Origin of the sequence: Leclercia sp. 119287 (genome assembly GCF_009734485.1) — a bacterium.
In the GTDB taxonomy this organism is placed as follows: Bacteria; Pseudomonadota; Gammaproteobacteria; order Enterobacterales; family Enterobacteriaceae; genus Enterobacter; species Enterobacter adecarboxylatus_C.
This window is the reverse complement of the sequence record NZ_CP046445.1, coordinates 4,574,948-4,595,816: the sequence shown is the minus strand read 5'-3', so window position 1 is coordinate 4,595,816 and position 20,869 is coordinate 4,574,948. Positions and strand designations below refer to the sequence as shown.

The window sequence follows — 20,869 nt, the reverse complement described above, 5'->3', positions numbered from 1 at the left end:
GTTAGCGTTGTCTCGGGTCTGGTTTTATCCGGTTGCCTACTAAGCTTAGACATTCGCTTCGGTCTGTGAAGAGGTATATGTGCGGTAGATCACATTTTACTGGAAGGGAAAAACCGGCACTGCGGGTGGCATGTTGATGTTATTGCAGGCAATAAACAGCCGATCCAGCAGTGCGGAGGCGATCTAAAATTCGGATCATTCGCTTTGCGACAGAGTATGAATCAGAAGGTTTCTTCTGCTTCATCGCGTAAGCGATATTCTTCAGCGCGTTCAAAAATGCCTTCAGATGAGAGGCGGGCGCGGAAACCTCTCCCTTCTGGCTGAATCACGATTTGCAATGATTCGGACAGCGCAACGGGTTGATCTTTACTGTCAGTACCGATAATGCCAGTTGGGGCGAAAGGTGCAACCGCCTCAGCAAAGGCCTGCTGCATCTCCTCATGCGTTTTATAATGGGCATCTTCAATATTGAGGGCGCAGTGAAGAAGAGCGCAGTCAAGCATGGTGCCCTGAAGCCAGTAACATGAGGAGGAATAGGCTGCGCACCAGGTCAGTTTGCTACCTTCGATGAACATTTCCAGTTTTTCAGTTTTACTGCCCGCAAAACATGAGCCCAGCATTAACCCTTTAATGTTGAATTTCTTTGATTTTTGATTAATGGCGTCGAGGATGTCGTCGAGCGAGACATCGCCGATACGGGTTTTACTGCCATGCGCCGCAATATAGACGAGAGTGTTATCAAATTTCTGACGGCACAAGCACTCCAGCGCAATCTCGAAGCTCTTTTTGTTATAAAAATTCAGGGAATAGACCTCGGTATCGCCATGCATTTTGGCGATCCCCTGCACAAACGGCAGCACTGACGAGCGGTTGGCATCATAATCATCGAGTTTCCACGGTGATTCAAATACCAGAATAGCGTTCTTACTTTTGCTGATTGGCATGAAATATTCCCTTAAGGTAAATTATATTTTTTTCTGGTTAATAACGCTGTGTATTTGCACTTTTATTTTATCGGCCAACTCTGCAAATAATTGTCCAAAATCGCCATTGTTTCGCTACGGGCATATAAGTAATAAAGGACTTCCACACCGTCGTCATCACTTCCGATGACTACTTCATAACAGGAAATCCTTATGAACCTTAACGCGAAGCGTCAGGGCGTTACGCCTTTTACTTTTGCAAAGCCAGCTGACTATAAATCCACTATAACAGAACTGCAGGGGTTGCTGGAAAACCGCCATTTAGTGTGGCTGGATATTTGTGAAGGTGAGAACAAAGCTATTATATTTCGCTGCAATCTAAAACAAAGTGTGTTTCGTAATATTGAGTTCAGCAGTTTATTGATTAATCACTGCTATATCGACGGGCTCTGTTTTGAGAATTGCGATATGCGTAATGTCTTTTTCTCGAATAGCGTGCTTACACAGCCGATCCGCTTGCGTCATTGCCAGGTCGCGGGGATGCGTCTGTTAGAAATGCCGCGCAGAATGTTTATTTTTGAGGAGTGTACCGGCGTCGAACAGATTCTGTTTGCCTGACACCGGTGAGGCAAAATCAGTGCGCCTGGCGCGGATCGCCTGCTATTTTCTCCGTTTTTTGCTTCGTCTCTTCGCTCTGATTCAGGGCATTGCTGGCCGCTTTTTCCGCATGAGCCGCGCTATAGGCCGCCAGATGCGAAACCACGATAGCGTAAATACTCATCAGCGAGACCCAGAGGATACTGTTTTTCCACCACAGCAGGGTGGGTATGGTTAACAACGCCCAGACAAGGGCAAGAATCAGGTGGGATTTAGCCAGGCTTTTTGCGTTGATCTTCACTTGCATTATGTTTTCTCTAACCTTAAATAATCGATCCAGATAAGCAATTAATACTTTTTAAGATTAGCCAGGTCTGCCGCCGTTTCCGGTGAATTTTGTTACCGTTTGTACAGCCGGGCTGAGGGGGGCATAAAAAAACCGGCCACTGAGGACCGGTCTTTATAAGCGCAGAATCGCGAGTGGCAAAGCGTATTAACGCATGGTCACAAACTCTTCTGCCGCCGTTGGGTGGATCGCCACGGTGTTATCGAAGTCTTTCTTGGTCGCACCCATTTTCAGCGCCACGGCAAAGCCCTGCAGGATCTCATCCATACCGAAGCCAATACCGTGAATACCGACGATCTTCTCCTCCGGCCCAACGCAGACCAGCTTCATGCGGCATGGCTGACGGTGAGCGGTGACGGCGGTATACATGGCGGTGAAGGCCGATTTATACACTTTCACCTGGTCGTCGCCATACTGCTCGCGCGCCTGCGGTTCGGTTAAACCGACGGTGCCGATCGGCGGATGGCTGAAGACCACGGTCGGGATGTTGCTGTAGTCGAGATGCTCGTCCGGCTTGTTGTTAAACAGACGCTCGGAAAGACGACGTCCCGCGGCCACGGCTACCGGGGTCAGCTCTACGGCACCGGTGTTATCGCCCACCGCGTAAATGCCCGGCACGCTGGTGTTCTGGAACTTATCGACAACGATATAGCCTTTCTCATTGGTCTCAACCCCGGTTACGGCCAGGTTGAAGTTGTCGTTTGCCGGTTCACGACCAATGGCCCAGATCAGGCAATCAACGGTCTGGCTGCGGCCATCTTCCAGCTCCAGGGTCAGGCTGCCGTCGGCGTTTTTCACGACCGCTTTCGGAATGGCTTCCGTATGCAGATGAGGGCCTTCTGCGTTCATCACTTCCACCAGCGTATCGACGATCAGCGGATCGAAGCTGCGCAGCGGGGCGTGTTTGCGCACGAACAGGTGCGCTTCCGCGCCCAGGCCGTTAATCACGCCCGCCAGTTCTACGGCGATGTAGCCCGCGCCCACAACGGCAACGCGTTTCGGCAGGGCAGGCAGCTCAAAGAAACCGTCGGAGTCGATGCCATATTCCGCGCCCGGAATAGACGGATGGCTCGGACGGCCGCCGGTGGCGATCAGGATATGATCGGCGGTGATCGTCTCGCCGTTCACTTCGATGGTCTTCGCATCCACAAAACGGGCGAAACCGCGGATTACATCGACGTTGTTCTTACCCAGCACGTTGTCGTAGGAGGTATGAATTCGGTCAATGTATGCCGTACGGCTGGCGATCAGGCGATCCCAGTCGAAGTTATTGATGGTGGTGTCAAAACCATAATCCGGGCCATACAGGTGCATGGCCTCACGGATCTGCGCCGCATGCCACATCACTTTCTTCGGTACGCAACCGACGTTGACGCAGGTGCCGCCGAGGTCTTTCGCTTCAATCAGGGCGCACTTCTGGCCATACATGGCCGCACGGTTAATCGAGGCGATACCGCCGCTGCCGCCGCCGATAGCGATGTAGTCATAATGCTTAGTCATGGTCTTATCCTTAATCGTTAATTGCCGCGATTGTATACCTGAAATCAATAGCTTCCACCGATTGCTGTAATTACTCAGGCACGATCCAGCTGACGGTGGCGTGGCCAGTACCGGCCGGAACCAGCTTTTTGTGCAGCCACGGCAGAACGTTGTTCATCTGCGCTTCCAGCTTCCACGGTGGGTTAACCACGATCATGCCGGAGGCGGTCATGCCGCGGCGATCGCTGTCCGGGAGAACCGCCAGCTCAATTTGCAGGATCTTACGGATACCGGTCGCTTCCAGATCCTTGATCATGCGCTTGATCTGCGAACGCAGCACCACCGGGTACCACAGGGCATAGGTGCCGGTGGCAAAGCGTTTGTACCCTTCGTGGATGCCCGCCACCACCGCCTGATAGTCACTTTTGATCTCATAAGGCGGGTCGATCAGCACCAGGCCGCGGCGGGACACCGGTGGTAATTTCGCTTTCAGCTGCTGGTAGCCGTCCGATTTCTCCACGCGCGCGCGGCTGTCTTTCTGGAATTCAGAGCGCAGCAGCGGGTAGTCGCTCGGGTGCAGTTCGGTCAGCTGAATGCTGTCCTGCTCGCGCAGCAGCTGACGGGCAATCAGCGGCGAGCCCGGGTAGTAACGTAGCTGGCCGCTGCGGTTGAAGTGATTAATGACGCTGATGTAGGGCTCAAGCTCGGCCGGCAGGTCGTCCTGCTGCCAGATACGGGCGATGCCCTCGAGGTACTCCCCGGTGCGCTCGGCGTGTTCACCGCTCAGCTGATAGCGGCCCGCGCCGGCATGGGTGTCCAGATAGAGAAAAGGCTTATCTTTCTCTTTGAGCGCCTCGATAATCAGGCTCTGAACGGTATGTTTAAGAACGTCGGCGTGGTTGCCCGCGTGAAAGCTGTGGCGATAACTGAGCATGGGTAGATATGTTCCGATAATGTCGATTGGCCACAGTTTACAGCAGAACGGCGCAGATTACCCGCAGGCCCGGCACGCACCGTCGCGGCGGCGGTTTTTCTGTCACCTCAGCCATTGAAATTCACTACACTTAACCCCATCCTGGAAACAATATGCTCGCGCAGGATGCGCGCTTCATTCACTCATTTAACAGGACAGTGCTTATGACCAACCCATTACTGACGCCTTTTTCGTTGCCACCGTTTTCCTCCATTCTGCCTGAACATGTTGTTCCCGCTGTCACCAAAGCACTGGACGATTGCCGTACCGCCGTCGAGAGCGTGGTTGCGCAGGGCGCCCCTTACAGTTGGGAAAACCTGTGTCAGCCGCTGGCGGAAGTGGATGATGTGCTCGGCCGCATCTTCTCCCCGGTCAGCCACCTGAACTCGGTGAAAAACAGCCCGGAGCTGCGTGAAGCCTACGAACAAACCCTGCCGCTGCTGTCGGAATACAGCACCTGGGTCGGGCAGCACGAAGGGCTGTATAAAGCGTACCGCGACCTGCGCGAGGGCGATAACTATGCGACCCTGAACATCGCCCAGAAAAAGGCGGTTGATAACGCCCTGCGCGATTTTGAACTGTCGGGCATTGGCCTCGCGAAAGATAAACAGCAGCGCTACGGCGAAATCGCGACCCGCCTGTCCGAGCTGGGCAACCAGTACAGCAACAACGTGCTGGATGCCACCATGGGCTGGACGAAACTGATTACCGACGAAGCCGAACTGGCGGGTATGCCGGAGAGCGCGCTGGCGGCGGCGAAAGCCCAGGCCGAGGCGAAAGAGCAGGAAGGTTTCCTGCTGACCCTGGATATCCCGAGCTATCTGCCGGTGATGACCTACTGTGACAACCAGGCCCTGCGTGAAGAGATGTATCGCGCCTACAGCACCCGCGCCTCCGATCAGGGCCCGAATGCCGGCAAGTGGGATAACACCCCGGTGATGGCGGAGATCCTCGCCCTGCGTCACGAGCTGGCACAGCTGCTGGGCTTTGACAGCTACGCGGATAAATCCCTCGCCACCAAAATGGCGGAAAACCCCCAGCAGGTGCTCGATTTCTTAACCGATCTGGCCAAACGCGCCCGTCCTCAGGGCGAGAAAGAGCTGGCCCAGCTGCGCGCCTTTGCGAAAGCGGAGTTCGGCGTTGATGAGCTGCAGCCGTGGGATATCGCCTACTACAGCGAGAAACAGAAGCAGCACCTTTACAGCATCAGCGATGAGCAGCTGCGCCCGTACTTCCCGGAAAACAAAGCCGTTAACGGCCTGTTCGAAGTGGTGAAGCGCATCTATGGCATTACCGCTAAAGAGCGCAACGATGTGGAAGTGTGGCATGACGACGTGCGTTTCTTCGAGCTGTATGACGATAAAAACGAACTGCGCGGCAGCTTCTACCTTGACCTGTATGCCCGTGAGAACAAGCGCGGCGGGGCGTGGATGGATGACTGCGTAGGCCAGATGCGTAAAGCCGACGGCTCGCTGCAAAAGCCGGTGGCCTACCTGACCTGTAACTTCAACCGTCCGGTCAGCGGTAAACCTGCGCTCTTTACCCATGACGAAGTGATCACCCTGTTCCACGAGTTCGGTCACGGTCTGCACCATATGCTGACCCGTATCGAAGCGGCAGGCGTGGCCGGTATCAGCGGCGTGCCGTGGGATGCGGTCGAGCTGCCGAGCCAGTTTATGGAAAACTGGTGCTGGGAGCCGGACGCGCTGGCGTTTATCTCCGGCCACTACGAGACCGGCGAGCCGCTGCCAAAAGCGCTGCTGGATAAGATGCTGGAAGCGAAAAACTACCAGGCGGCGATGTTTATCCTGCGCCAGCTGGAGTTCGGCCTGTTCGATTTCCGTCTGCATGCCGAGTTCAGCCCGGAGCAAGGGGCGAAGGTCCTCGAAACCCTGGCGGAGATCAAGAAGCAGGTGGCCCTGATCCCTGGCCCGGCATGGGGTCGCTTCCCGCACGCGTTCAGCCATATCTTTGCTGGCGGCTATGCGGCGGGTTACTACAGCTACCTGTGGGCGGACGTGCTGGCGGCAGACGCTTACTCCCGCTTCGAAGAAGAGGGGATTTTCAACCGCGAAACCGGTCAGTCGTTCCTCGATAACATCCTGACCCGCGGCGGTTCCGAAGAGCCAATGGAGCTGTTCAAACGCTTCCGTGGCCGCGAGCCGCAGCTGGACGCGATGCTTGAGCATTACGGCATCAAGGGTTAGTTGATTCGTGAAGATTCACTTAGTAGATGAGACAGGCGCCGGAGACGGCGCCTTATCTGTTCTGGCGGCCCGCTGGGGGCTGGAACACGATGAAGAAAACCTGATGGCGCTGGTGATGACTACAGCGCATCTGGAGTTACGTAAACGTGACGAACCGAAACTCGGCGGGATTTTTGTCGATTTTGTCGGCGGGGCCATGGCGCACCGGCGCAAGTTCGGCGGCGGACGCGGCGAAGCGGTGGCCAAAGCGGTCGGCATTAAGGGCAGCTACCTGCCGGATGTGATTGATGCCACGGCGGGACTGGGGCGCGATGCCTTTGTGCTCGCCTCTGTAGGCTGTCGGGTGCGGATGCTGGAGCGCAACCCGGTGGTCGCCGCCCTGCTGGATGATGGCCTTGCTCGCGGCTATGCCGATCCGGAAATCGGCGGCTGGTTGCAGGAGCGGTTACAGCTGATCCACGCCTCGAGCCTGACGGCACTGACGGATATCACCCCGCGTCCGCAGGTGGTCTATCTCGACCCAATGTTCCCGCATAAGCAGAAAAGCGCGCTGGTGAAGAAAGAGATGCGGGTGTTTCAGTCGCTGGTGGGGCCGGACTTAGACGCAGATGGCCTGCTGGAGCCTGCTCGCCTGCTGGCAACAAAGCGGGTAGTGGTGAAACGTCCTGACTATGCGCCGCCGCTGGCGGAGGTCGCCACCACCAATGCGGTAACCACCAAAGGGCACCGGTTTGATATCTACTCCGGTACGCCGGAATAAAAAAGCCGGGAGGCGGCTTCGCCTTACCCGGCCTACGTGCAGTGCCATTTGTAGGCCCGGTAAGCGTTAGCGCCACCGGGCTTTTTTACACTTACTCGTCGTCTTCGTCGCGCAGCGGTACAATCAACATGTCCACGTGCACGGTGTTAATCAGCTGACGCGCTGACGACATCAGCTTGCTCCAGAAGTCCTGGTGATGACCGCAGACCACCAGATCCATATCGTATTTCTTGATTGCATCAACCAGCACCTGGCCCAGGTCGCCGCTGCCGCTCAGGGTTTCGGTGATCGGATAGCCCGCGTTGGTGGAGAGTTCGGTCAGCGCCTGGTGGGTCTCTTCGGAGATACGCTTCTGCATGTCGCCCAGATTCACGTCAATCAGGCCGGTATAGAGATCGGAGTAATTCACGTCCACGTGAATCAAGGAAACTTTCGCATTGTACGGACGCGCCATGGATACCGCTTTATCAACCAGGACTTTGCTCTCCGGGGAGAGGTCAACCGCGATAAGAATGTGTTTATAAGCCATAGTGTTACTCCTTCCTTAAGTTATCGATGACCAATGCGTGTAGCAGTCGTCTACCTGCCTTCATTACGGCCCAGTTAAACAAAATTTTCAAGCATTGGTGTTGATAACGATTAACCTTGTGGCAAAAAAATTAGCGGATCTCCTACACTATTGAATAAGCCGTTCGGATACTAAAATGTGAAGCCGATCGGCTTTTGAGTCTCTCTTTCACTGAACCGTCTGTCAGGGCATGGGTGCGGTAGTCCCGGAGCATTGCTTCGCGGGCGGACGCCGGGGAGGAAGTATGATTAGCACCGTCGCATTATTTTGGGCGTTATGTGTAGTTTGCATCGTGAATATGGCGCGTTATTTCTCGTCTTTACGCGCCCTGTTAGTGGTACTGCGTGGCTGCGATCCATTGCTTTATCAATATGTGGACGGCGGGGGATTTTTCACCTCGCACGGGCAGCCCAGCAAACAGATGCGCCTGGTGTGGTATATCTACGCCCAGCGTTATCGCGATCATCATGATGATGAGTTTATCCGCCGCTGTGAACGCCTGCGTCGTCAGTTCATCCTGACCAGCGCACTGTGCGGCCTGGTGGTGGTGAGTATGATTGCTCTCCTCATCTGGCATTGAGCGCAGAGGAAGGCGGGTCAAACCTCGCCTTCCTTTTGTCACTTATCGGGTAAAACCGTAAACCTAAGGTTTGAGATATCTTTCTGCACTGAGAATATTTTCCCACTGTAGGAGATGTTCACCTCCCCGTTACTCCCTATGCTGGCATCGGTGATAGTGCCTGTTCCCTCAAGTACCGGAACGCGCATGGCAAGCTCTCGAGTAATTTCCCTTTCTTCCCCGCGTATCTCTTTTGACAGATAGTAACGGTAGATTATGGGTACCGTTGCACCACCCTTATCGTTAACCGTCATATAGAGCCAGACGCTGTCAGATAACTTGTAGCTCCGCTGCAGTTCGTCACCCTCTCGGGGATCGGGCTGGTGGTTTAGCCACATAAATCCTGAGACCAGAATTAGCAGCGCAAGCGTGACAAACCGGTGGGTCCATTTAATAGCCGTTTTGAATGGCATATTCTATTCCTTCTCTGATATTGCGCTGGTCTGTCGGATCATCTCCGTAAGGGGGCTTTTCATACCATTTTCCCCATTCAGCTTTCGATGTACCCGCACGCCCCTGAGCCCATCCCGCGCCCATCAGGAGGATATTTGCAGGAATACCTGCAGCCGTACCGGCAGCCCCGAAATTGAAATTACCAAATGCTGCGTAGTACGGATCGAATTTTTTATAGTCCCATGGCCCACCATTTCTGACCTTTTGATAAAACCAGTAATAGGTCGAAGGCGTTGCCATATTGCGCGACATGCCATGTCGACGCGCTTCGCGCATATTGTTAGCGATGACGATTGAGCCGGGTCCAGGGGTAGGTACAGAAGCCATACATTCTCCATTGCATGATAATTAATCGCACCCGGCATGATAATGATTTCTCTGTCAACGAGGTGAACAAAAAATGTTCAGAATTTCCTGAGGCTAACAATGGAATAAGCTTAAATCGCACCCATAAAAAAAGCGGGCCAGTTACCTGACCCGCTCTTCGCGTAACCTGCCTGCAATTACAGGAATTGCAGGGAGATCCAGTACAGACCACCAGACAGCAGAATCGATGCTGGCAGGGTAAACACCCAGGCCATCAGGATGCTGGTCACGGTTTTGCGTTGCAGACCACCGCCATCAACCAGCATGGTACCCGCCACGGACGAAGAGAGAACGTGGGTTGTGGATACCGGCATACCGGTGTAGCTGGCCAGACCGATAGAGACCGCTGCCGTCATCTGAGCAGACATCCCCTGGGCATAGGTCATGCCTTTCTTACCGATCTTCTCGCCAATGGTTGTCGCCACGCGACGCCAGCCGACCATCGTACCGAGACCCAGCGCCAGTGCGACCGCCATGATGATCCAGATCGGTGCGTACTCGATGGTATTCAGCATGTCGACCTTCAGCTTCTTCAGCAGACGCTTATCGTCAGCAGAGACTTCAGGCAGCTTCGAGACTTTCTCGGTCACGTCAGAGATGCACAGCATGATGCGACGCATCTGGCCACGCTGCTCCGGAGTGAGCTTCTCGTAGCTTTCGACATCCGTCAGCATGCCTTTTGCCCGCTCCAGTGCGTTAATCGCATTGGCCGGATGGCAGTGGAACTCAGCCGGTTTGGTTGCGCCTGCTTCCGGAGAAGGGATCAGCTGATCAACGCCAGTCGCCTTTTTCAGCAGGTCGGGACGCTGCTGGAAATAGGTTTCGACGTTGTTGATGGCGTCGCGGGTACGGGTAATTTCGTAACCGGTGGCATTCATGTTCACCACGAAGCCCGCAGGTGCCACACCAATCAGCACCAGCATAACCAGACCAATCCCTTTCTGACCGTCGTTCGCGCCATGAGAGAAGGCCACGCCGATAGCAGAAACGATCAGGGCGATACGCGTCCAGAATGGCGGCTTTTTCTTACCGTCTTTCTTTTCACGCTCGGCTGGCGTCAGGTGGATACGGGCACGTTTTTTGGTGCCGCTCCAGTAACGACGCAGCAGGAAAATTAAGCCACCCGCCACAACCAGACCGACAATGGGAGAAACAATCAGTGAACCGAAAATACCCAGAACTTTAGGAATATTCAGTGCGTCCACCACAGACGTACCGGTCATCAGCGCATTGGTTAAACCAATACCGATGATGGCGCCGATGAGCGTGTGAGAACTGGATGCTGGCAGGCCGAAATACCAGGTACCGAGGTTCCAGATAATTGCAGCAAACAGCAGAGAGAACACCATGGCCAGGCCATGGCCGGAACTGACATTCAGTAGCAGATCCGTTGGCAGCATATGCACAATGGCGTAGGCTACGCTCAGACCCCCCAGAAGAACACCAAAGAAGTTAAACACCGCAGCCATCACAACCGCAACTTGCGATCGTAAAGCACGGGTGTAAATAACGGTTGCGACTGCGTTCGCAGTGTCGTGGAAGCCGTTAATCGCTTCGTAGAACAATACAAAGGCCAGAGCAAGCAAGAGTAAAAGCCCGGTATGAAAATCCAGGCCGGCAAACAAATGTAGCATAGGACGTTACGCCATCTTGAGGACATGAACGCGGCGCATTATCCAGGACAAATGCGCAACGGGCAAAGTGAAATATAGACTTTTTTTGATTTGCCTACTGACATAAGCGTAGCAGTAAAAGAATTATTTTTTAAATTTCAATAAAATGAACGAGATCGCGGATATTTACGCTGGCACGCTTCTTGAGGAAACTTTACAATCCGCGCCCTCAAAACCAGGAGAATCGAGACGTGGAAAAGTATGATGCCATCATTATTGGCGCCGGTGCGGCGGGTTTATTCTGTGCGGCAATGGCCGGACAGGCAGGGCGCCGGGTTCTGCTGCTCGATAACGGTAAAAAACCTGGTCGTAAAATCCTCATGTCTGGCGGGGGCCGCTGCAACTTTACTAACCTTTATATCGAACCCGCGGCCTATCTGAGCCAGAACCGCCATTTTTGTAAATCTGCTCTTGCCCGCTATACCCAATGGGACTTTATTGACCTGGTGGGTAAACACGGCATTGCCTGGCATGAGAAAACCCTGGGCCAGCTATTTTGCGACGATTCGGCGCAACAGATTGTCGATATGCTGGTGGCCGAGTGCGAAAAAGGCCAGGTTACCCTGCGTCTGCGCAGTGAAGTGCTGGAAGTCGCCCGTGACGAGGCGGAATATACCCTGCAACTCAATGGCGAAACGGTGAGCGCGGAAAAGCTGGTGATCGCCAGCGGCGGGCTCTCGATGCCGGGGCTGGGCGCGTCGCCGTTTGGCTATAAAATTGCCGAACAGTTTGGCCTGAAGGTGCTCCCGACCCGAGCCGGTCTGGTGCCGTTCACCCTGCATAAACCCTTGCTGGAGCAGCTGCAAACCCTCTCAGGCGTCTCGGTGCCTTCGGTCATCACGGCCGAAGACGGCACCGTATTCCGTGAGAACCTGCTGTTCACCCATCGCGGCCTCTCCGGCCCGGCGGTCCTGCAAATCTCCAGCTACTGGCAGCCGGGGGAGTTCGTCACCGTCAATTTAGTGCCGGACTGCGAACTGGCGAGCTTCCTGGATGAACAGCGCGCGGCGCACCCTAACCAGAGCCTGAAAAACACGTTAGCCATGCAGCTGCCGAAGCGGCTGGTGGAGTGCCTGCAGCTGCTGGGGCAAATTCCCGATGTGTCGCTGAAGCAGCTCAACAGCCGTGACCAGCAGACGCTGGTGGAGACCTTAACCGCCTGGCGCGTCCAGCCCAACGGCACCGAAGGCTATCGCACTGCGGAAGTGACGCTCGGCGGGGTGGACACCAACGAACTCTCCTCGCGCACCATGGAGGCCCGCAACGTGCCGGGGCTCTATTTTATCGGTGAGGTGGTGGACGTGACCGGCTGGCTGGGCGGCTATAACTTCCAGTGGGCGTGGGCCAGCGCCTGGGCCTGCGCAGAGGCGCTGGCGGCAGAGAATAAAAACTGACCGGGTATGCAGAACCGCGTTGATGTGAGTTAAAATAGACTATCCGGCGCAGGTACATCCTGCGCCGGTTTACTTCTTAAGGGGAGAAGGCTGTTAACGGCCCCCCCTTTTTCTTTACTGGCTTCGCCAGTCTGCATGGTTTGTATTTTGTCTTCAAAAAGGGTTGTGTATGTCATCTGCTCATCTCGGTTTCCCGACGGAAACCGTTGTTGTATTCGTGGTTATGGCTGTCGGGGCGATGTTTATCGACCTCTTCATGCATCGCCATGACAAACCGATTTCACTGAAAAGTGCTTCGCTCTGGTCGATCTTCTGGGTGATGACCGCGATGGCGTTCGCCGGGTTCCTGTACGTTCACCACGGTGCTGAGGTGGCGAGCCTGTTCCTCACCGGTTACGCGCTGGAAGAGGTGCTCTCCGTCGACAACCTGTTCGTGATGATGGCGATCTTCGCCTGGTTTGGCGTGCCGGATCAGTACCGTCACCGGGTGCTTTACTGGGGGTGATTGGCGCTATCGTCTTCCGTGGGATCTTCGTCGCCATCGGCACCAGCCTGCTGAGCCTCGGGCCGTACGTGGAAGTGGTCTTTGCCCTGATTGTGGCCTGGACGGCGGTGATGATGCTCAAGCGCGGTGAAGAGCAGGACGAGATCGAAGATTACTCTCAGCACCTGGCCTACCGCGCGGTCAAACGCTTCTATCCGATCTGGCCAAAAATCACCGGCAACGCCTTCCTGCTGAGCCAGAAAGAGGTGGATGCCGAGCTGGAAAAACCAGAGAACCAGGATGTGATGGTCGGCCGTGTGAAGAAGGCGAAGCGCTATGCCACGCCGCTGCTGCTCTGCGTGGCGGTGGTGGAGCTGTCAGACGTGATGTTCGCCTTTGACTCGGTGCCGGCGATCATCGCCGTTAGCCGCGAGCCGCTGATTATCTACAGCGCCATGATGTTCGCGATCCTCGGCCTGCGTACCCTCTATTTCGTGCTGGAGGCGCTGAAGCAGTATCTGGTCCATCTGGAGAAAGCGGTGATCGCGCTGCTGTTCTTTGTGGCCTTCAAGCTCGGTCTGAACGCCACGGATCACTTCTGGCATCACGGCTACGGCATCGGTGCCACGGCGAGTCTGTTAGTGGTGCTGGGCGTACTGGCGGTGGGGATTGTGGCGAGCCTGCTGTTCCCGGGGAAACGGGAAGCCTGAGTGGTATTGCCCGGCCTGCGGATGTTGTAGGCCGGGTAAGGCGAAGCCGCCACCCGGCATGTTTTACGGTTTAATAGGTGAATTCCGGCGCGCGCGCGGCGGGTGGAAATGCCGCCAGTGCGGATCCTGCGCCGCAGCCAGCAGCTCGTGATCGCCGCGGGTATCGCCCCAGGCGCGCACGTGGTAATTGGTCAGGCTGCCATACACGTGCTCCAGCCGGGCCACCTTCTGCGCACAGCGACAGTTATGGCCGGTGATCCGTCCGGTCAGCTTGCCGTCTTTCACTTCCAGCTGGGTGCCGATAAGCTTAATGCCAAGCTTGTCGGCCCAGGGCTGCAATACCAGGGCCGGCGAGGCGGAGCAGATCGTCACTTCCGCTCCGGAATTGACTTCCGCGGCCACCGCCAGTACGCCCTGCGGGCGCATCAGTTTGTTCCAGTATTTCTCGCAGAACAGCTCTGCCTGCTGACGCAGCCAGTGCTCATCCACGTCGGTCAAAAAGGTTCTGATCAGCACCTCTTTCAGCTCATCACGGGTCAGCTTGCGGCGCACACAGTGCAGGGTAGGCAAGGCCATCCGGACCAGGCGACCGGCAAAATAGCGTTTGCCGAACGCAAAGCGTAAGAAAGGGATAAAGCTGTCGTGATGCGTCAGCGTGCCGTCGAAGTCGAACACCGAAAGTACGCTGGATTTTGCCACTGCCTCATCGGCAATCATATTGGTCATAGCTACGTCTTAGCTGAAATACACATTCTGCCCATCAGTTTACCTGCTTTAGCGTCAGATGCCACCCGCCAGCGGACGGGCGGCAACGGCATGGCTAGATAATATCGTCCACCACGCCGCCATCGACGCGCAGCGCCGCGCCGGAGGTAGCGGACGCCTGCTGTGAACAGACGTAGACCACCATGTTGGCGACCTCTTCTACCGTGGCGGCCCGCTGAATGACCGAGCTCGGACGGTGCGCCATGACGAACTCTTTCGCCAGCCTCTCCAGTGATTTGCCGGTTTTCTCTATCTCATCTTTCATCATGTCGGCAAAGCCGTCCGACATCGTCGGGCCCGGCAAAACGCTGTTCACGGTAACGCCGCTGCCCGCGACAAATTTCGCCAGCCCGCGCGCCAGCGACAACTGGGCGGTTTTGGTCACCCCGTAGTGGATCATGTCTGCCGGAATATTGCAGGCCGACTCCGAGGAGATAAACACCACCCGGCCCCAGCCCTTTTGCACCATGCCGGGCAGCAGGGCGCGCGACAGGCGTACGCCGGACATCACGTTAGTTTGCCAGTAGCGATCCCAGGTCTCATCGTCGGTGGCGTAAAAATCCTGCGGCCCGTAAATCCCGGCGTTGTTCACGAGGATATCGACGCCGGTGGCGACCTTCAGCAGAGCATCCACCCCGTCAGGGGTGCTGAGGTCGGCAATCGCCGCCCGCACCTGGACGCCGGGTATGACCTGCTGCAGCTGTTGGATCCCCCGGTTGACCGAGTCGACGCTGCGTCCGTTAACAATCACCTCGGCACCGCTCTCCGCCAGCCCTCTGGCAATGGCGAAGCCAATGCCGCCTGTGGAGGCGGTTACTAACGCCACTTTTCCCGTAAGATCGATTTTCACGGTCTGCTCCTTGTCATAGTTGAAGTTCAGACCGTTAAGCGTAGCAGTTCACCTTTACGACGGCTGGCGGAAGAGGTGCAGTAAGGTTTTAACCTGTTCGTCGAGCGGGGCGAGCGTGCGTTTTACAATCAGATGCAGCGGTGTAGCACGGCGCGTGCCGTGGTTCAGGGGCAGTGTTTTCAGCACACCGCTTTCCAGCTGTTGCTGAATTCGCTCTTCCGGCAGCCAGCCATACCCCACCTGATACATCACCGCATCGATAGCGGCATCGATGGTGGAGAAGGTCCAGGCTTCGCCGCCGGGAGGCGCGGCGTAGTTCTGCCCGGCGATCTGGATGAGTGGCCAGGGGCGTAGCATTTCATCAGTGAGCGGCGTGTCGCGTTCAAACAGTGGATGCTCCCGATGCGCCACGGCGACAAAATCGATATTCATCAGCCACTCGCCGCGCCCGGTCACATCCTGGCGGCGGGTTAGCACCATCACGTCGGCTTCGCTCTGGCTCGGCGCCTCGCCGGCGTTCTCAAGTATTTCGGTCAGATGCACCTCGGTTTGCGGATAGCGCTGTTGAAACTGGCGCAGAATGGCAAACAGATGACGGCGAGGGAAAATGCTGTCCACCACCACATCCAGTCGGGTACGCATCCCGTTGCGTAGCGTCGTGGCGCGAGTCTCCAGCAGGGTAAAGGCGTTTAGCAGCGGTTTGACCTGATTTAACAGCAGTTCCCCTTCCGGGGTCAGCACCGCCTTACGCCCCGCCTGAGCCAGGAGCGCCACGCCCAGCCGCTCCTGCAACAACGCCAGGTTATAACTGACGGAAGATTGGCTGCGGTGCGTCTCCTCTGCGGCGCGGGCAAAGCTGCCTAACTCAACGACGCGTTCAAGCAGTGCCCACTGCTCAAGGGTAGTTTTGTGCATGACTCATCTAATTTTTGAATGAATTTGATTAAATCATAGCGTTATTCATCCAATTTTTGCAGGCGTAAGATGGGCTCATTGAAACAGAGGAGACAGAATATGAGCCATTTTGATAAACATGATTTGAGCGGTTTCGTCGGCAAACATCTGGTCTACACCTACGATAACGGCTGGAACTACGAGATTTATGTCAAAAACGAGCAGACCCTCGACTACCGTATTCACAGCGGGATAGTGGCAAACCGTTGGGTAAAAGATCAGCAGGCGTATATCGTTCGCGTGGGCGAGAGTATTTATAAAATTTCATGGACTGAACCGACCGGTACCGATGTGAGCCTGATTGTGAACCTCGGCGACAGGCTGTTCCACGGCACTATCTTCTTCCCGCGCTGGGTGATGAATAACCCGGAAAAAACCGTCTGCTTCCAGAACGATCATATTCCGCTGATGGTCTCTTATCGCGAGGCGGGCCCGGCCTACCCAACCGAGGTCATTGATGAGTTCGCCACCATTACCTTTGTGCGCGACTGCGGTGCCAATAACGATGCTGTCATTGACTGTGCTGCCAGCGAGCTGCCGGCAGACTTTCCGAATAATTTGAAATAAGCGGGTTACAGAACCTGAAGCGCACCGTTATGGAGGGTGAAGGGCGTTGGCGTACAGACGGCGAGGCTGAGTTCGCCGTGCTGGACGTGGCTGACGCTCAGCGCGGAGGTAAAGGTGCTATCGACGCTGACAATTTGCCAGGCGCTGCCGCCGCGCTGTTTGACGATAGCCTCTTTGCGCGTCCAGATTCGCCAGAAGGCCGACAGCTTTGCCTCGGGCGCCTCCCGCTCCAGCTCGTCGTGTTCCGCGACGCTAAAGACGGCATTTGCCAGCGCCTGCCAGTTATCCCGGGGGCGGATCACTTCGATGTCGCAGCCCACTTCGCCCTCATCGCTTAACAGCAGGGCGATATCATCCCCGCTGTGGCTGAGGTTAAACCAGTACGGATGAGCATCAACGAAGGCGGGTTTACCCTGTTCACCAAAGACGATCTCCGGCACCGGGGAGGGCGATAACGCCCGGGCGAGCAGGGTCCGCCCGGCCAGCCAGGGAGTGCGACGCGCGCCCTCAGGCGCCTGTTCGGCCAGCGCTGACGCCAGAGGGTCAGCGCTGAGGGTAGAAATTTTTCCCAGCAGGAACTGGTACATAGTCACGCCCAGCGTTTAATGATTATGGAAGTATTAATGCCGCCGAACGCGAAGTTATTGCTTTGCAGATATTCGCAATCAATGTGACGGGCTTTCCCCATAATATAATCTAACGCGCCGCATTGCTCATCTGGTTGTCTTAAATTGATGGTCGGTGCGAACCAGCCCTCGCGCATCATCTCCAGACTCATCCAGGCTTCCAGCGCACCGCAGGCACCCAACGTGTGGCCGAAATAACTCTTCAATGACGAGACAGGTACGCTGTCGCCAAACACGGCGGCGGTGGCCAGGCTTTCGGCAATATCCCCCCGGTCGGTGGCGGTGCCGTGCGCCGAAATGTAGCCAATATCCTGCGGACTCAGTCCGGCGATGCGCAGCGACTTTTCCATGCAGATCTGCATGGTTTCCCGCTGCGGCTGGGTGATGTGCGCCGCGTCGCAGTTGGTGGCGAAGCCGACGATCTCTCCGTAAATAGTCGCGCCACGCGCCTGCGCATGCTCCAGCTCTTCCAGAATCAACGTTCCGGCCCCTTCGCCAATTACCAGCCCATCGCGCTGGATATCGAAGGGTGACGGGGTGGCATCCGGATCGTCATTACGCTGGCTGGTGGCGAAAAGGGTATCGAATACCGCCGCTTCCGACGGGCAGAGCTCTTCGGCCCCTCCTGCCACCATCACCGTCTGATAGCCGTGGCGGATGGCTTCCCACGCATAGCCTATCGCCTGGCTGCCGGAGGTACAGGCGCTGGAGGTCGGGATCACCCGCCCGCGGAGGCCGAAGAACAGGCCGGTATTGACTGCCGTGGTGTGCGGCATCATCTGCACGTAGGTGGTGCCGGTGATGTTGTTGGTGTGCTTCTCGGTGAGCATGGTGGCGAACTCGCTGACCGGGCCCGTGCTGCCGGTCGACGAGCCGTAAGCAATGCCGGTTTCGCCCTGAGTCAGGATCGGATCGCCAATCAGCCCGGCCTGCGCCAGCGCGATTTCGGTGGCGCGGGTCGACAGTAAAGACACGCGGCCCATGGCGCGGATGCGCTTGCGGGTGTAGTGCTCCGGCAGGGTAAAATCATCGATCGGTGCCGCCAGCAGGGTATGCAGACCCTCATACACCGTCCACTCCGGCATCTTGCGTACCGCGTTTTTATACTCCAGCAAGCGGGCAGAAACCGACAGCCACTCTTCACCGAAGGCGGTCACGCCCCCCATGCCGGTAATCACCACCCGACGCGTCATAACATGCCCCCGTTAATGGAGATCACCTGGCGGGTCACATAGCCCGCAATATCCGACATCAGATAGCTGGCCAGTCCGGCCACCTCGTCTGCCTGACCCATCCGTTTCATGGGGATCATGGCCATTGCCTCCTTCAGCGCGGCCTCTTCCATCTCGATCATCCCGGTATCTATCAGCCCGGGTGCGATGCAGTTGACGGTGATTTTGCGCTTCGCCAGCTCCATCGCCAGGGCTTTGGTGGCACCGATAATACCCGCTTTGGCCGCGCTGTAGTTTACCTGGCCGCGGTTGCCCATCACCCCTGAAACCGACGACAGAGTAATAATACGTCCGCCTCTGCGGGTACCAATCATGGGCATGATGCAGGGGTGAATGACGTTGTAAAAGCTGTCGAGATTGGTGTGGATCACGCTGTCCCAGTCCTCGTCGCTGAGCGCCGGGAAGGCACCATCCCGGGCGATCCCGGCGTTGCTGACCACGCCATACCAGGGACCGTTAACGTCCATATCCTGCTCCAGCACCTCGCGGCACTGCGCGCGATTGCCCACGTCAAACGAGAGCAGACGCCCGTTTCCCCCCGCCTGCTCAATAGCATTCAGGGTGTCCTGTGCGCCAGCGACGTCGCGGTGGTAATGCACGCCGAGGGTGAACCCGTCTGCGGCAAGTTTGAGGGCGATAGCCCGGCCAATGCCTTTGCTGGCACCGGTGACCAGAACGGAACGACTCATTGACTTACTCCCTGTTTAAACAGTGATGCTAATTCCTGCTGGCCTGGCTGGAAGGTATTGACGCGCCCGGTTGCCAGCGTCTCTTCATCGGTAAGGATGGCGCACTCGAAGCTGCTAAAGCGTTCATCCTGCATCAGCAGCGTGACCGTGATGGTTAACAGGCTGCTGGCCGGGAAGCACCCTGCGGCGCAAACCAGTTCCCGCGCCCCCAGCACCATGCCGAGCGAAATGCTCTCCTGACCCTTCTGCTGACGGTGCCAGCCTGACCAGATGCCAACGGTCTGGGCCATCAACTCAAGGGCGTACCAGCCCGGCAGATCGCCCGCGGTATTCAGAAAGGGCGCCAGCACGCCCTGCGGACTGACGGTGACGCGGCAGACGGCAGACTCAGCGGTCACGCTGTGGACTGATTCCAGCAGCAGCATGGGGGCATCGTGGGGCAGATACTCGGTCGGGGATAAATAACTCATGACACTCTCCCCAGCAGGATGCTGGCGTTATTGCCGCCAAAGGCGAACGAATTTGACAAGATCACCGCTTTTTTCAGCGCGGTGGGCTGATGCAGCACGCCGCAGGGGGCGAGCGTCGGATCCGGTGTATAGCGGGTGAAATCCTGGGCGGGTAAGGGGAGGTCACGGGTCAGGATCAGCCAACTCAGCGCTGCTTCGGTGATCCCCGCCGCCCCCAGCGTATGGCCGGTCAGGTGCTTGGTGGAACTGCAGGGCACCACCTCACCAAACAGATCGTGCACCACCTGCGATTCAATCTGGTCATTCAGCGGCGTTGCCGTACCGTGCAGATTGATGTAGCCCACCTCATCCGGTTTTATTCCGGCCTCCTTCAGCGCCTGGTTAATGGCGCTGATGGCCCCTTCACCCTGTGGATGGGGGGCGGAAATATGGTACGCATCGCTCGACTCGCCGGTACCCAGCAGCGCCACCGGCTGCGGCTCGCGGGTGAGAACCATCAGGGCTGCCGCTTCGCCAATGGTGATCCCCCGCCGGTCACGGCCAAAGGGCTCGCACAGCGTGGTGGAGAGTGACTCAAGGCTGTTAAAGCCATTCACCGGCATCCGGCTCAGCGTATCTGCCCCGCCGACGATAGCGATATCTGCCAGCCCGGCATCAATCAGCCGACGCCCGCTGATGATCGCCCGCGCGCTGGAGGAGCAGGCGGTCGACAGGGTGTAAGCCGGGCCCTCCAGACCGAGCCAGTTCGCCAGAAAGCGCGAGGGATCGCCCAGTTCCTGCTGAGCGTAGCGCCAGTTGACGCTGGCTTCGCCGCTCATCGACAGACGCACATGTTCGTCGCCCTCGTCGAGCCCGGAGGTGCTGGTGCCCATGACCACCGCCACCCGGTCACGGCCGTAGCGGGCAATGGCCTCATCCACGACAGGCTGGATCTGCGCCAGCGCCGCCAGCAGGAGCTGATTATTGCGCGAGCGGTGCAGGGCAAAGCTTTCCGGGATCGCAGGCAACTCGCCGTCGACGCCGCCCAGCACCGCATCCTGACCCTGTAGCCAGCCGCTGCGCAGGCGCATGCCGGGGGCCACGCCGCGCGTCAGGTTAGCGGCAATCTCGTCAGGCGAATTGCCCAGGGCATTGATCAGGCCAACGGCAGAAATGTAGATCATC

22 protein-coding genes and 1 pseudogene are annotated in these 20,869 nt (G+C 56.9%); 7 read left to right on the top strand and 16 right to left on the bottom strand.

Going from position 1 to position 20,869, the window contains the following annotated elements:
• Positions 1-221: 221 nt before the first annotated feature.
• On the bottom strand, positions 222-944 hold the full coding sequence (locus GNG27_RS22160) for a hypothetical protein (protein ID WP_156264834.1): 723 nt from the start codon (positions 942-944) through the stop codon (positions 222-224).
• 192 nt (positions 945-1,136) lie between these two features.
• Here GNG27_RS22160 and GNG27_RS22155 point away from each other — a divergent pair, with 192 nt between their 5' ends.
• Complete coding sequence (locus GNG27_RS22155; RefSeq protein WP_156264833.1) at positions 1,137-1,541, top strand: hypothetical protein; 405 nt, start codon at positions 1,137-1,139, stop codon at positions 1,539-1,541.
• Positions 1,542-1,557: 16 nt separating this feature from the next.
• Here the strand turns inward: GNG27_RS22155 and GNG27_RS22150 are convergent, their stop codons facing one another.
• The 3 genes from GNG27_RS22150 to GNG27_RS22140 form a co-directional block, all read right to left on the bottom strand.
• Positions 1,558-1,827, bottom strand: coding sequence for a monooxygenase (locus tag GNG27_RS22150; protein ID WP_156264832.1), 270 nt, complete (start codon positions 1,825-1,827; stop codon positions 1,558-1,560).
• 186 nt (positions 1,828-2,013) lie between these two features.
• On the bottom strand, positions 2,014-3,366 hold the full coding sequence (gene gorA, locus GNG27_RS22145; protein ID WP_156264831.1) for a glutathione-disulfide reductase: 1,353 nt from the start codon (positions 3,364-3,366) through the stop codon (positions 2,014-2,016).
• Between the two features lie 70 nt (positions 3,367-3,436).
• The gene (locus tag GNG27_RS22140; protein ID WP_142487463.1) at positions 3,437-4,279 is read right to left on the bottom strand and encodes a 23S rRNA (adenine(2030)-N(6))-methyltransferase RlmJ; all 843 of its coding nucleotides are present in this window, start codon (positions 4,277-4,279) and stop codon (positions 3,437-3,439) included.
• Between the two features lie 203 nt (positions 4,280-4,482).
• On the opposite strand from GNG27_RS22140, the gene prlC reads away from it, so the two are divergent.
• Positions 4,483-6,525 (top strand): oligopeptidase A, encoded by a 2,043-nt coding sequence (gene prlC, locus GNG27_RS22135; RefSeq protein ID WP_142487462.1) that lies wholly within the window; start codon positions 4,483-4,485, stop codon positions 6,523-6,525.
• Positions 6,526-6,532: 7 nt separating this feature from the next.
• Positions 6,533-7,285, top strand: coding sequence for a 16S rRNA (guanine(1516)-N(2))-methyltransferase RsmJ (gene rsmJ / locus GNG27_RS22130; RefSeq protein WP_156264830.1), 753 nt, complete (start codon positions 6,533-6,535; stop codon positions 7,283-7,285).
• Positions 7,286-7,376: 91 nt separating this feature from the next.
• On the opposite strand, the gene uspA is transcribed toward rsmJ, so the two are convergent.
• The gene (gene uspA / locus GNG27_RS22125; protein WP_032615029.1) at positions 7,377-7,814 is read right to left on the bottom strand and encodes a universal stress protein UspA; all 438 of its coding nucleotides are present in this window, start codon (positions 7,812-7,814) and stop codon (positions 7,377-7,379) included.
• A 283-nt stretch (positions 7,815-8,097) separates the two neighbouring features.
• On the opposite strand from uspA, the gene uspB reads away from it, so the two are divergent.
• The gene (gene uspB / locus GNG27_RS22120; protein WP_032615027.1) at positions 8,098-8,433 is read left to right on the top strand and encodes a universal stress protein UspB; all 336 of its coding nucleotides are present in this window, start codon (positions 8,098-8,100) and stop codon (positions 8,431-8,433) included.
• 38 nt (positions 8,434-8,471) lie between these two features.
• Here uspB and GNG27_RS22115 read toward each other — a convergent pair whose 3' ends face one another.
• The 3 genes from GNG27_RS22115 to pitA all read right to left on the bottom strand — a co-directional run bounded on the left by GNG27_RS22115 (position 8,472) and on the right by pitA (position 10,925).
• On the bottom strand, positions 8,472-8,885 hold the full coding sequence (locus tag GNG27_RS22115) for a hypothetical protein (RefSeq protein ID WP_156264829.1): 414 nt from the start codon (positions 8,883-8,885) through the stop codon (positions 8,472-8,474).
• A complete protein-coding gene (locus GNG27_RS22110; protein WP_197090547.1) occupies positions 8,863-9,252 on the bottom strand; it encodes a polymorphic toxin type 44 domain-containing protein in 390 nt (129 codons plus the stop codon). Before GNG27_RS22110 ends, GNG27_RS22115 begins: the two co-directional genes overlap by 23 nt.
• Before the next feature lie 176 nt (positions 9,253-9,428).
• Complete coding sequence (gene pitA, locus GNG27_RS22105) at positions 9,429-10,925, bottom strand: inorganic phosphate transporter PitA (protein ID WP_142487460.1); 1,497 nt, start codon at positions 10,923-10,925, stop codon at positions 9,429-9,431.
• Positions 10,926-11,155: 230 nt separating this feature from the next.
• Here pitA and GNG27_RS22100 point away from each other — a divergent pair, with 230 nt between their 5' ends.
• Entirely contained in the window at positions 11,156-12,358 is a 1,203-nt protein-coding gene (locus GNG27_RS22100; protein ID WP_156264828.1) for an NAD(P)/FAD-dependent oxidoreductase, read from the top strand.
• A 169-nt stretch (positions 12,359-12,527) separates the two neighbouring features.
• Positions 12,528-13,552: pseudogene (locus GNG27_RS22095) on the top strand (TerC/Alx family metal homeostasis membrane protein).
• Positions 13,553-13,615: 63 nt separating this feature from the next.
• Here the strand turns inward: GNG27_RS22095 and GNG27_RS22090 are convergent.
• The 3 genes from GNG27_RS22090 to GNG27_RS22080 all read right to left on the bottom strand — a co-directional run bounded on the left by GNG27_RS22090 (position 13,616) and on the right by GNG27_RS22080 (position 16,082).
• Positions 13,616-14,278, bottom strand: a complete 663-nt coding sequence (locus GNG27_RS22090) for an HAD family hydrolase (RefSeq protein ID WP_156264827.1) — start codon at positions 14,276-14,278, stop codon at positions 13,616-13,618.
• A 94-nt stretch (positions 14,279-14,372) separates the two neighbouring features.
• On the bottom strand, positions 14,373-15,167 hold the full coding sequence (locus tag GNG27_RS22085; RefSeq protein ID WP_156264826.1) for an SDR family NAD(P)-dependent oxidoreductase: 795 nt from the start codon (positions 15,165-15,167) through the stop codon (positions 14,373-14,375).
• 54 nt (positions 15,168-15,221) lie between these two features.
• Complete coding sequence (locus GNG27_RS22080; RefSeq protein ID WP_156264825.1) at positions 15,222-16,082, bottom strand: LysR family transcriptional regulator; 861 nt, start codon at positions 16,080-16,082, stop codon at positions 15,222-15,224.
• Between the two features lie 99 nt (positions 16,083-16,181).
• Here GNG27_RS22080 and GNG27_RS22075 point away from each other — a divergent pair, with 99 nt between their 5' ends.
• The gene (locus GNG27_RS22075) at positions 16,182-16,688 is read left to right on the top strand and encodes a phenolic acid decarboxylase (protein ID WP_039032475.1); all 507 of its coding nucleotides are present in this window, start codon (positions 16,182-16,184) and stop codon (positions 16,686-16,688) included.
• Positions 16,689-16,693: 5 nt separating this feature from the next.
• Here GNG27_RS22075 and acpT read toward each other — a convergent pair whose 3' ends face one another.
• Genes acpT through GNG27_RS22050 form a run of 5 tightly spaced genes read right to left on the bottom strand, consistent with a single transcriptional unit; the run spans position 16,694 to position 20,868 of the window.
• On the bottom strand, positions 16,694-17,275 hold the full coding sequence (acpT, locus tag GNG27_RS22070) for a 4'-phosphopantetheinyl transferase AcpT (RefSeq protein WP_142487454.1): 582 nt from the start codon (positions 17,273-17,275) through the stop codon (positions 16,694-16,696).
• A gap of 2 nt (positions 17,276-17,277) precedes the next feature.
• The gene (locus GNG27_RS22065; protein ID WP_156264824.1) at positions 17,278-18,507 is read right to left on the bottom strand and encodes a beta-ketoacyl-ACP synthase; all 1,230 of its coding nucleotides are present in this window, start codon (positions 18,505-18,507) and stop codon (positions 17,278-17,280) included.
• A complete protein-coding gene (locus GNG27_RS22060) occupies positions 18,504-19,235 on the bottom strand; it encodes a 3-ketoacyl-ACP reductase FabG2 (RefSeq protein ID WP_156264823.1) in 732 nt (243 codons plus the stop codon). Before GNG27_RS22060 ends, GNG27_RS22065 begins: the two co-directional genes overlap by 4 nt.
• Positions 19,232-19,705 (bottom strand): 3-hydroxy-fatty acyl-ACP dehydratase, encoded by a 474-nt coding sequence (locus GNG27_RS22055; RefSeq protein ID WP_156264822.1) that lies wholly within the window; start codon positions 19,703-19,705, stop codon positions 19,232-19,234. Before GNG27_RS22055 ends, GNG27_RS22060 begins: the two co-directional genes overlap by 4 nt.
• A complete protein-coding gene (locus GNG27_RS22050) occupies positions 19,702-20,868 on the bottom strand; it encodes a beta-ketoacyl-[acyl-carrier-protein] synthase family protein (RefSeq protein WP_156264821.1) in 1,167 nt (388 codons plus the stop codon). Before GNG27_RS22050 ends, GNG27_RS22055 begins: the two co-directional genes overlap by 4 nt.
• Between the last annotated feature and the right edge of the window lies 1 nt (position 20,869).

Excerpts from the sequence above, each read along its gene's own strand:
- GNG27_RS22160 (WP_156264834.1), bottom strand. The coding sequence starts at position 944 with ATGCCAATCAGCAAAAGTAAGAACGCTATTCTGGTATTTGAATCACCG.
- GNG27_RS22155 (WP_156264833.1), top strand. The coding sequence starts at position 1,137 with ATGAACCTTAACGCGAAGCGTCAGGGCGTTACGCCTTTTACTTTTGCA.
- GNG27_RS22150 (WP_156264832.1), bottom strand. The coding sequence starts at position 1,827 with ATGCAAGTGAAGATCAACGCAAAAAGCCTGGCTAAATCCCACCTGATT.
- gorA (WP_156264831.1), bottom strand. The coding sequence starts at position 3,366 with ATGACTAAGCATTATGACTACATCGCTATCGGCGGCGGCAGCGGCGGT.
- GNG27_RS22140 (WP_142487463.1), bottom strand. The coding sequence starts at position 4,279 with ATGCTCAGTTATCGCCACAGCTTTCACGCGGGCAACCACGCCGACGTT.
- prlC (WP_142487462.1), top strand. The coding sequence starts at position 4,483 with ATGACCAACCCATTACTGACGCCTTTTTCGTTGCCACCGTTTTCCTCC.
- uspA (WP_032615029.1), bottom strand. The coding sequence starts at position 7,814 with ATGGCTTATAAACACATTCTTATCGCGGTTGACCTCTCCCCGGAGAGC.
- uspB (WP_032615027.1), top strand. The coding sequence starts at position 8,098 with ATGATTAGCACCGTCGCATTATTTTGGGCGTTATGTGTAGTTTGCATC.
- GNG27_RS22115 (WP_156264829.1), bottom strand. The coding sequence starts at position 8,885 with ATGCCATTCAAAACGGCTATTAAATGGACCCACCGGTTTGTCACGCTT.
- GNG27_RS22110 (WP_197090547.1), bottom strand. The coding sequence starts at position 9,252 with ATGGCTTCTGTACCTACCCCTGGACCCGGCTCAATCGTCATCGCTAAC.
- pitA (WP_142487460.1), bottom strand. The coding sequence starts at position 10,925 with ATGCTACATTTGTTTGCCGGCCTGGATTTTCATACCGGGCTTTTACTC.
- GNG27_RS22090 (WP_156264827.1), bottom strand. The coding sequence starts at position 14,278 with ATGACCAATATGATTGCCGATGAGGCAGTGGCAAAATCCAGCGTACTT.
- GNG27_RS22080 (WP_156264825.1), bottom strand. The coding sequence starts at position 16,082 with ATGCACAAAACTACCCTTGAGCAGTGGGCACTGCTTGAACGCGTCGTT.
- GNG27_RS22075 (WP_039032475.1), top strand. The coding sequence starts at position 16,182 with ATGAGCCATTTTGATAAACATGATTTGAGCGGTTTCGTCGGCAAACAT.
- acpT (WP_142487454.1), bottom strand. The coding sequence starts at position 17,275 with ATGTACCAGTTCCTGCTGGGAAAAATTTCTACCCTCAGCGCTGACCCT.
- GNG27_RS22065 (WP_156264824.1), bottom strand. The coding sequence starts at position 18,507 with ATGACGCGTCGGGTGGTGATTACCGGCATGGGGGGCGTGACCGCCTTC.
- GNG27_RS22060 (WP_156264823.1), bottom strand. The coding sequence starts at position 19,235 with ATGAGTCGTTCCGTTCTGGTCACCGGTGCCAGCAAAGGCATTGGCCGG.
- GNG27_RS22055 (WP_156264822.1), bottom strand. The coding sequence starts at position 19,705 with ATGAGTTATTTATCCCCGACCGAGTATCTGCCCCACGATGCCCCCATG.
- GNG27_RS22050 (WP_156264821.1), bottom strand. The coding sequence starts at position 20,868 with ATGATCTACATTTCTGCCGTTGGCCTGATCAATGCCCTGGGCAATTCG.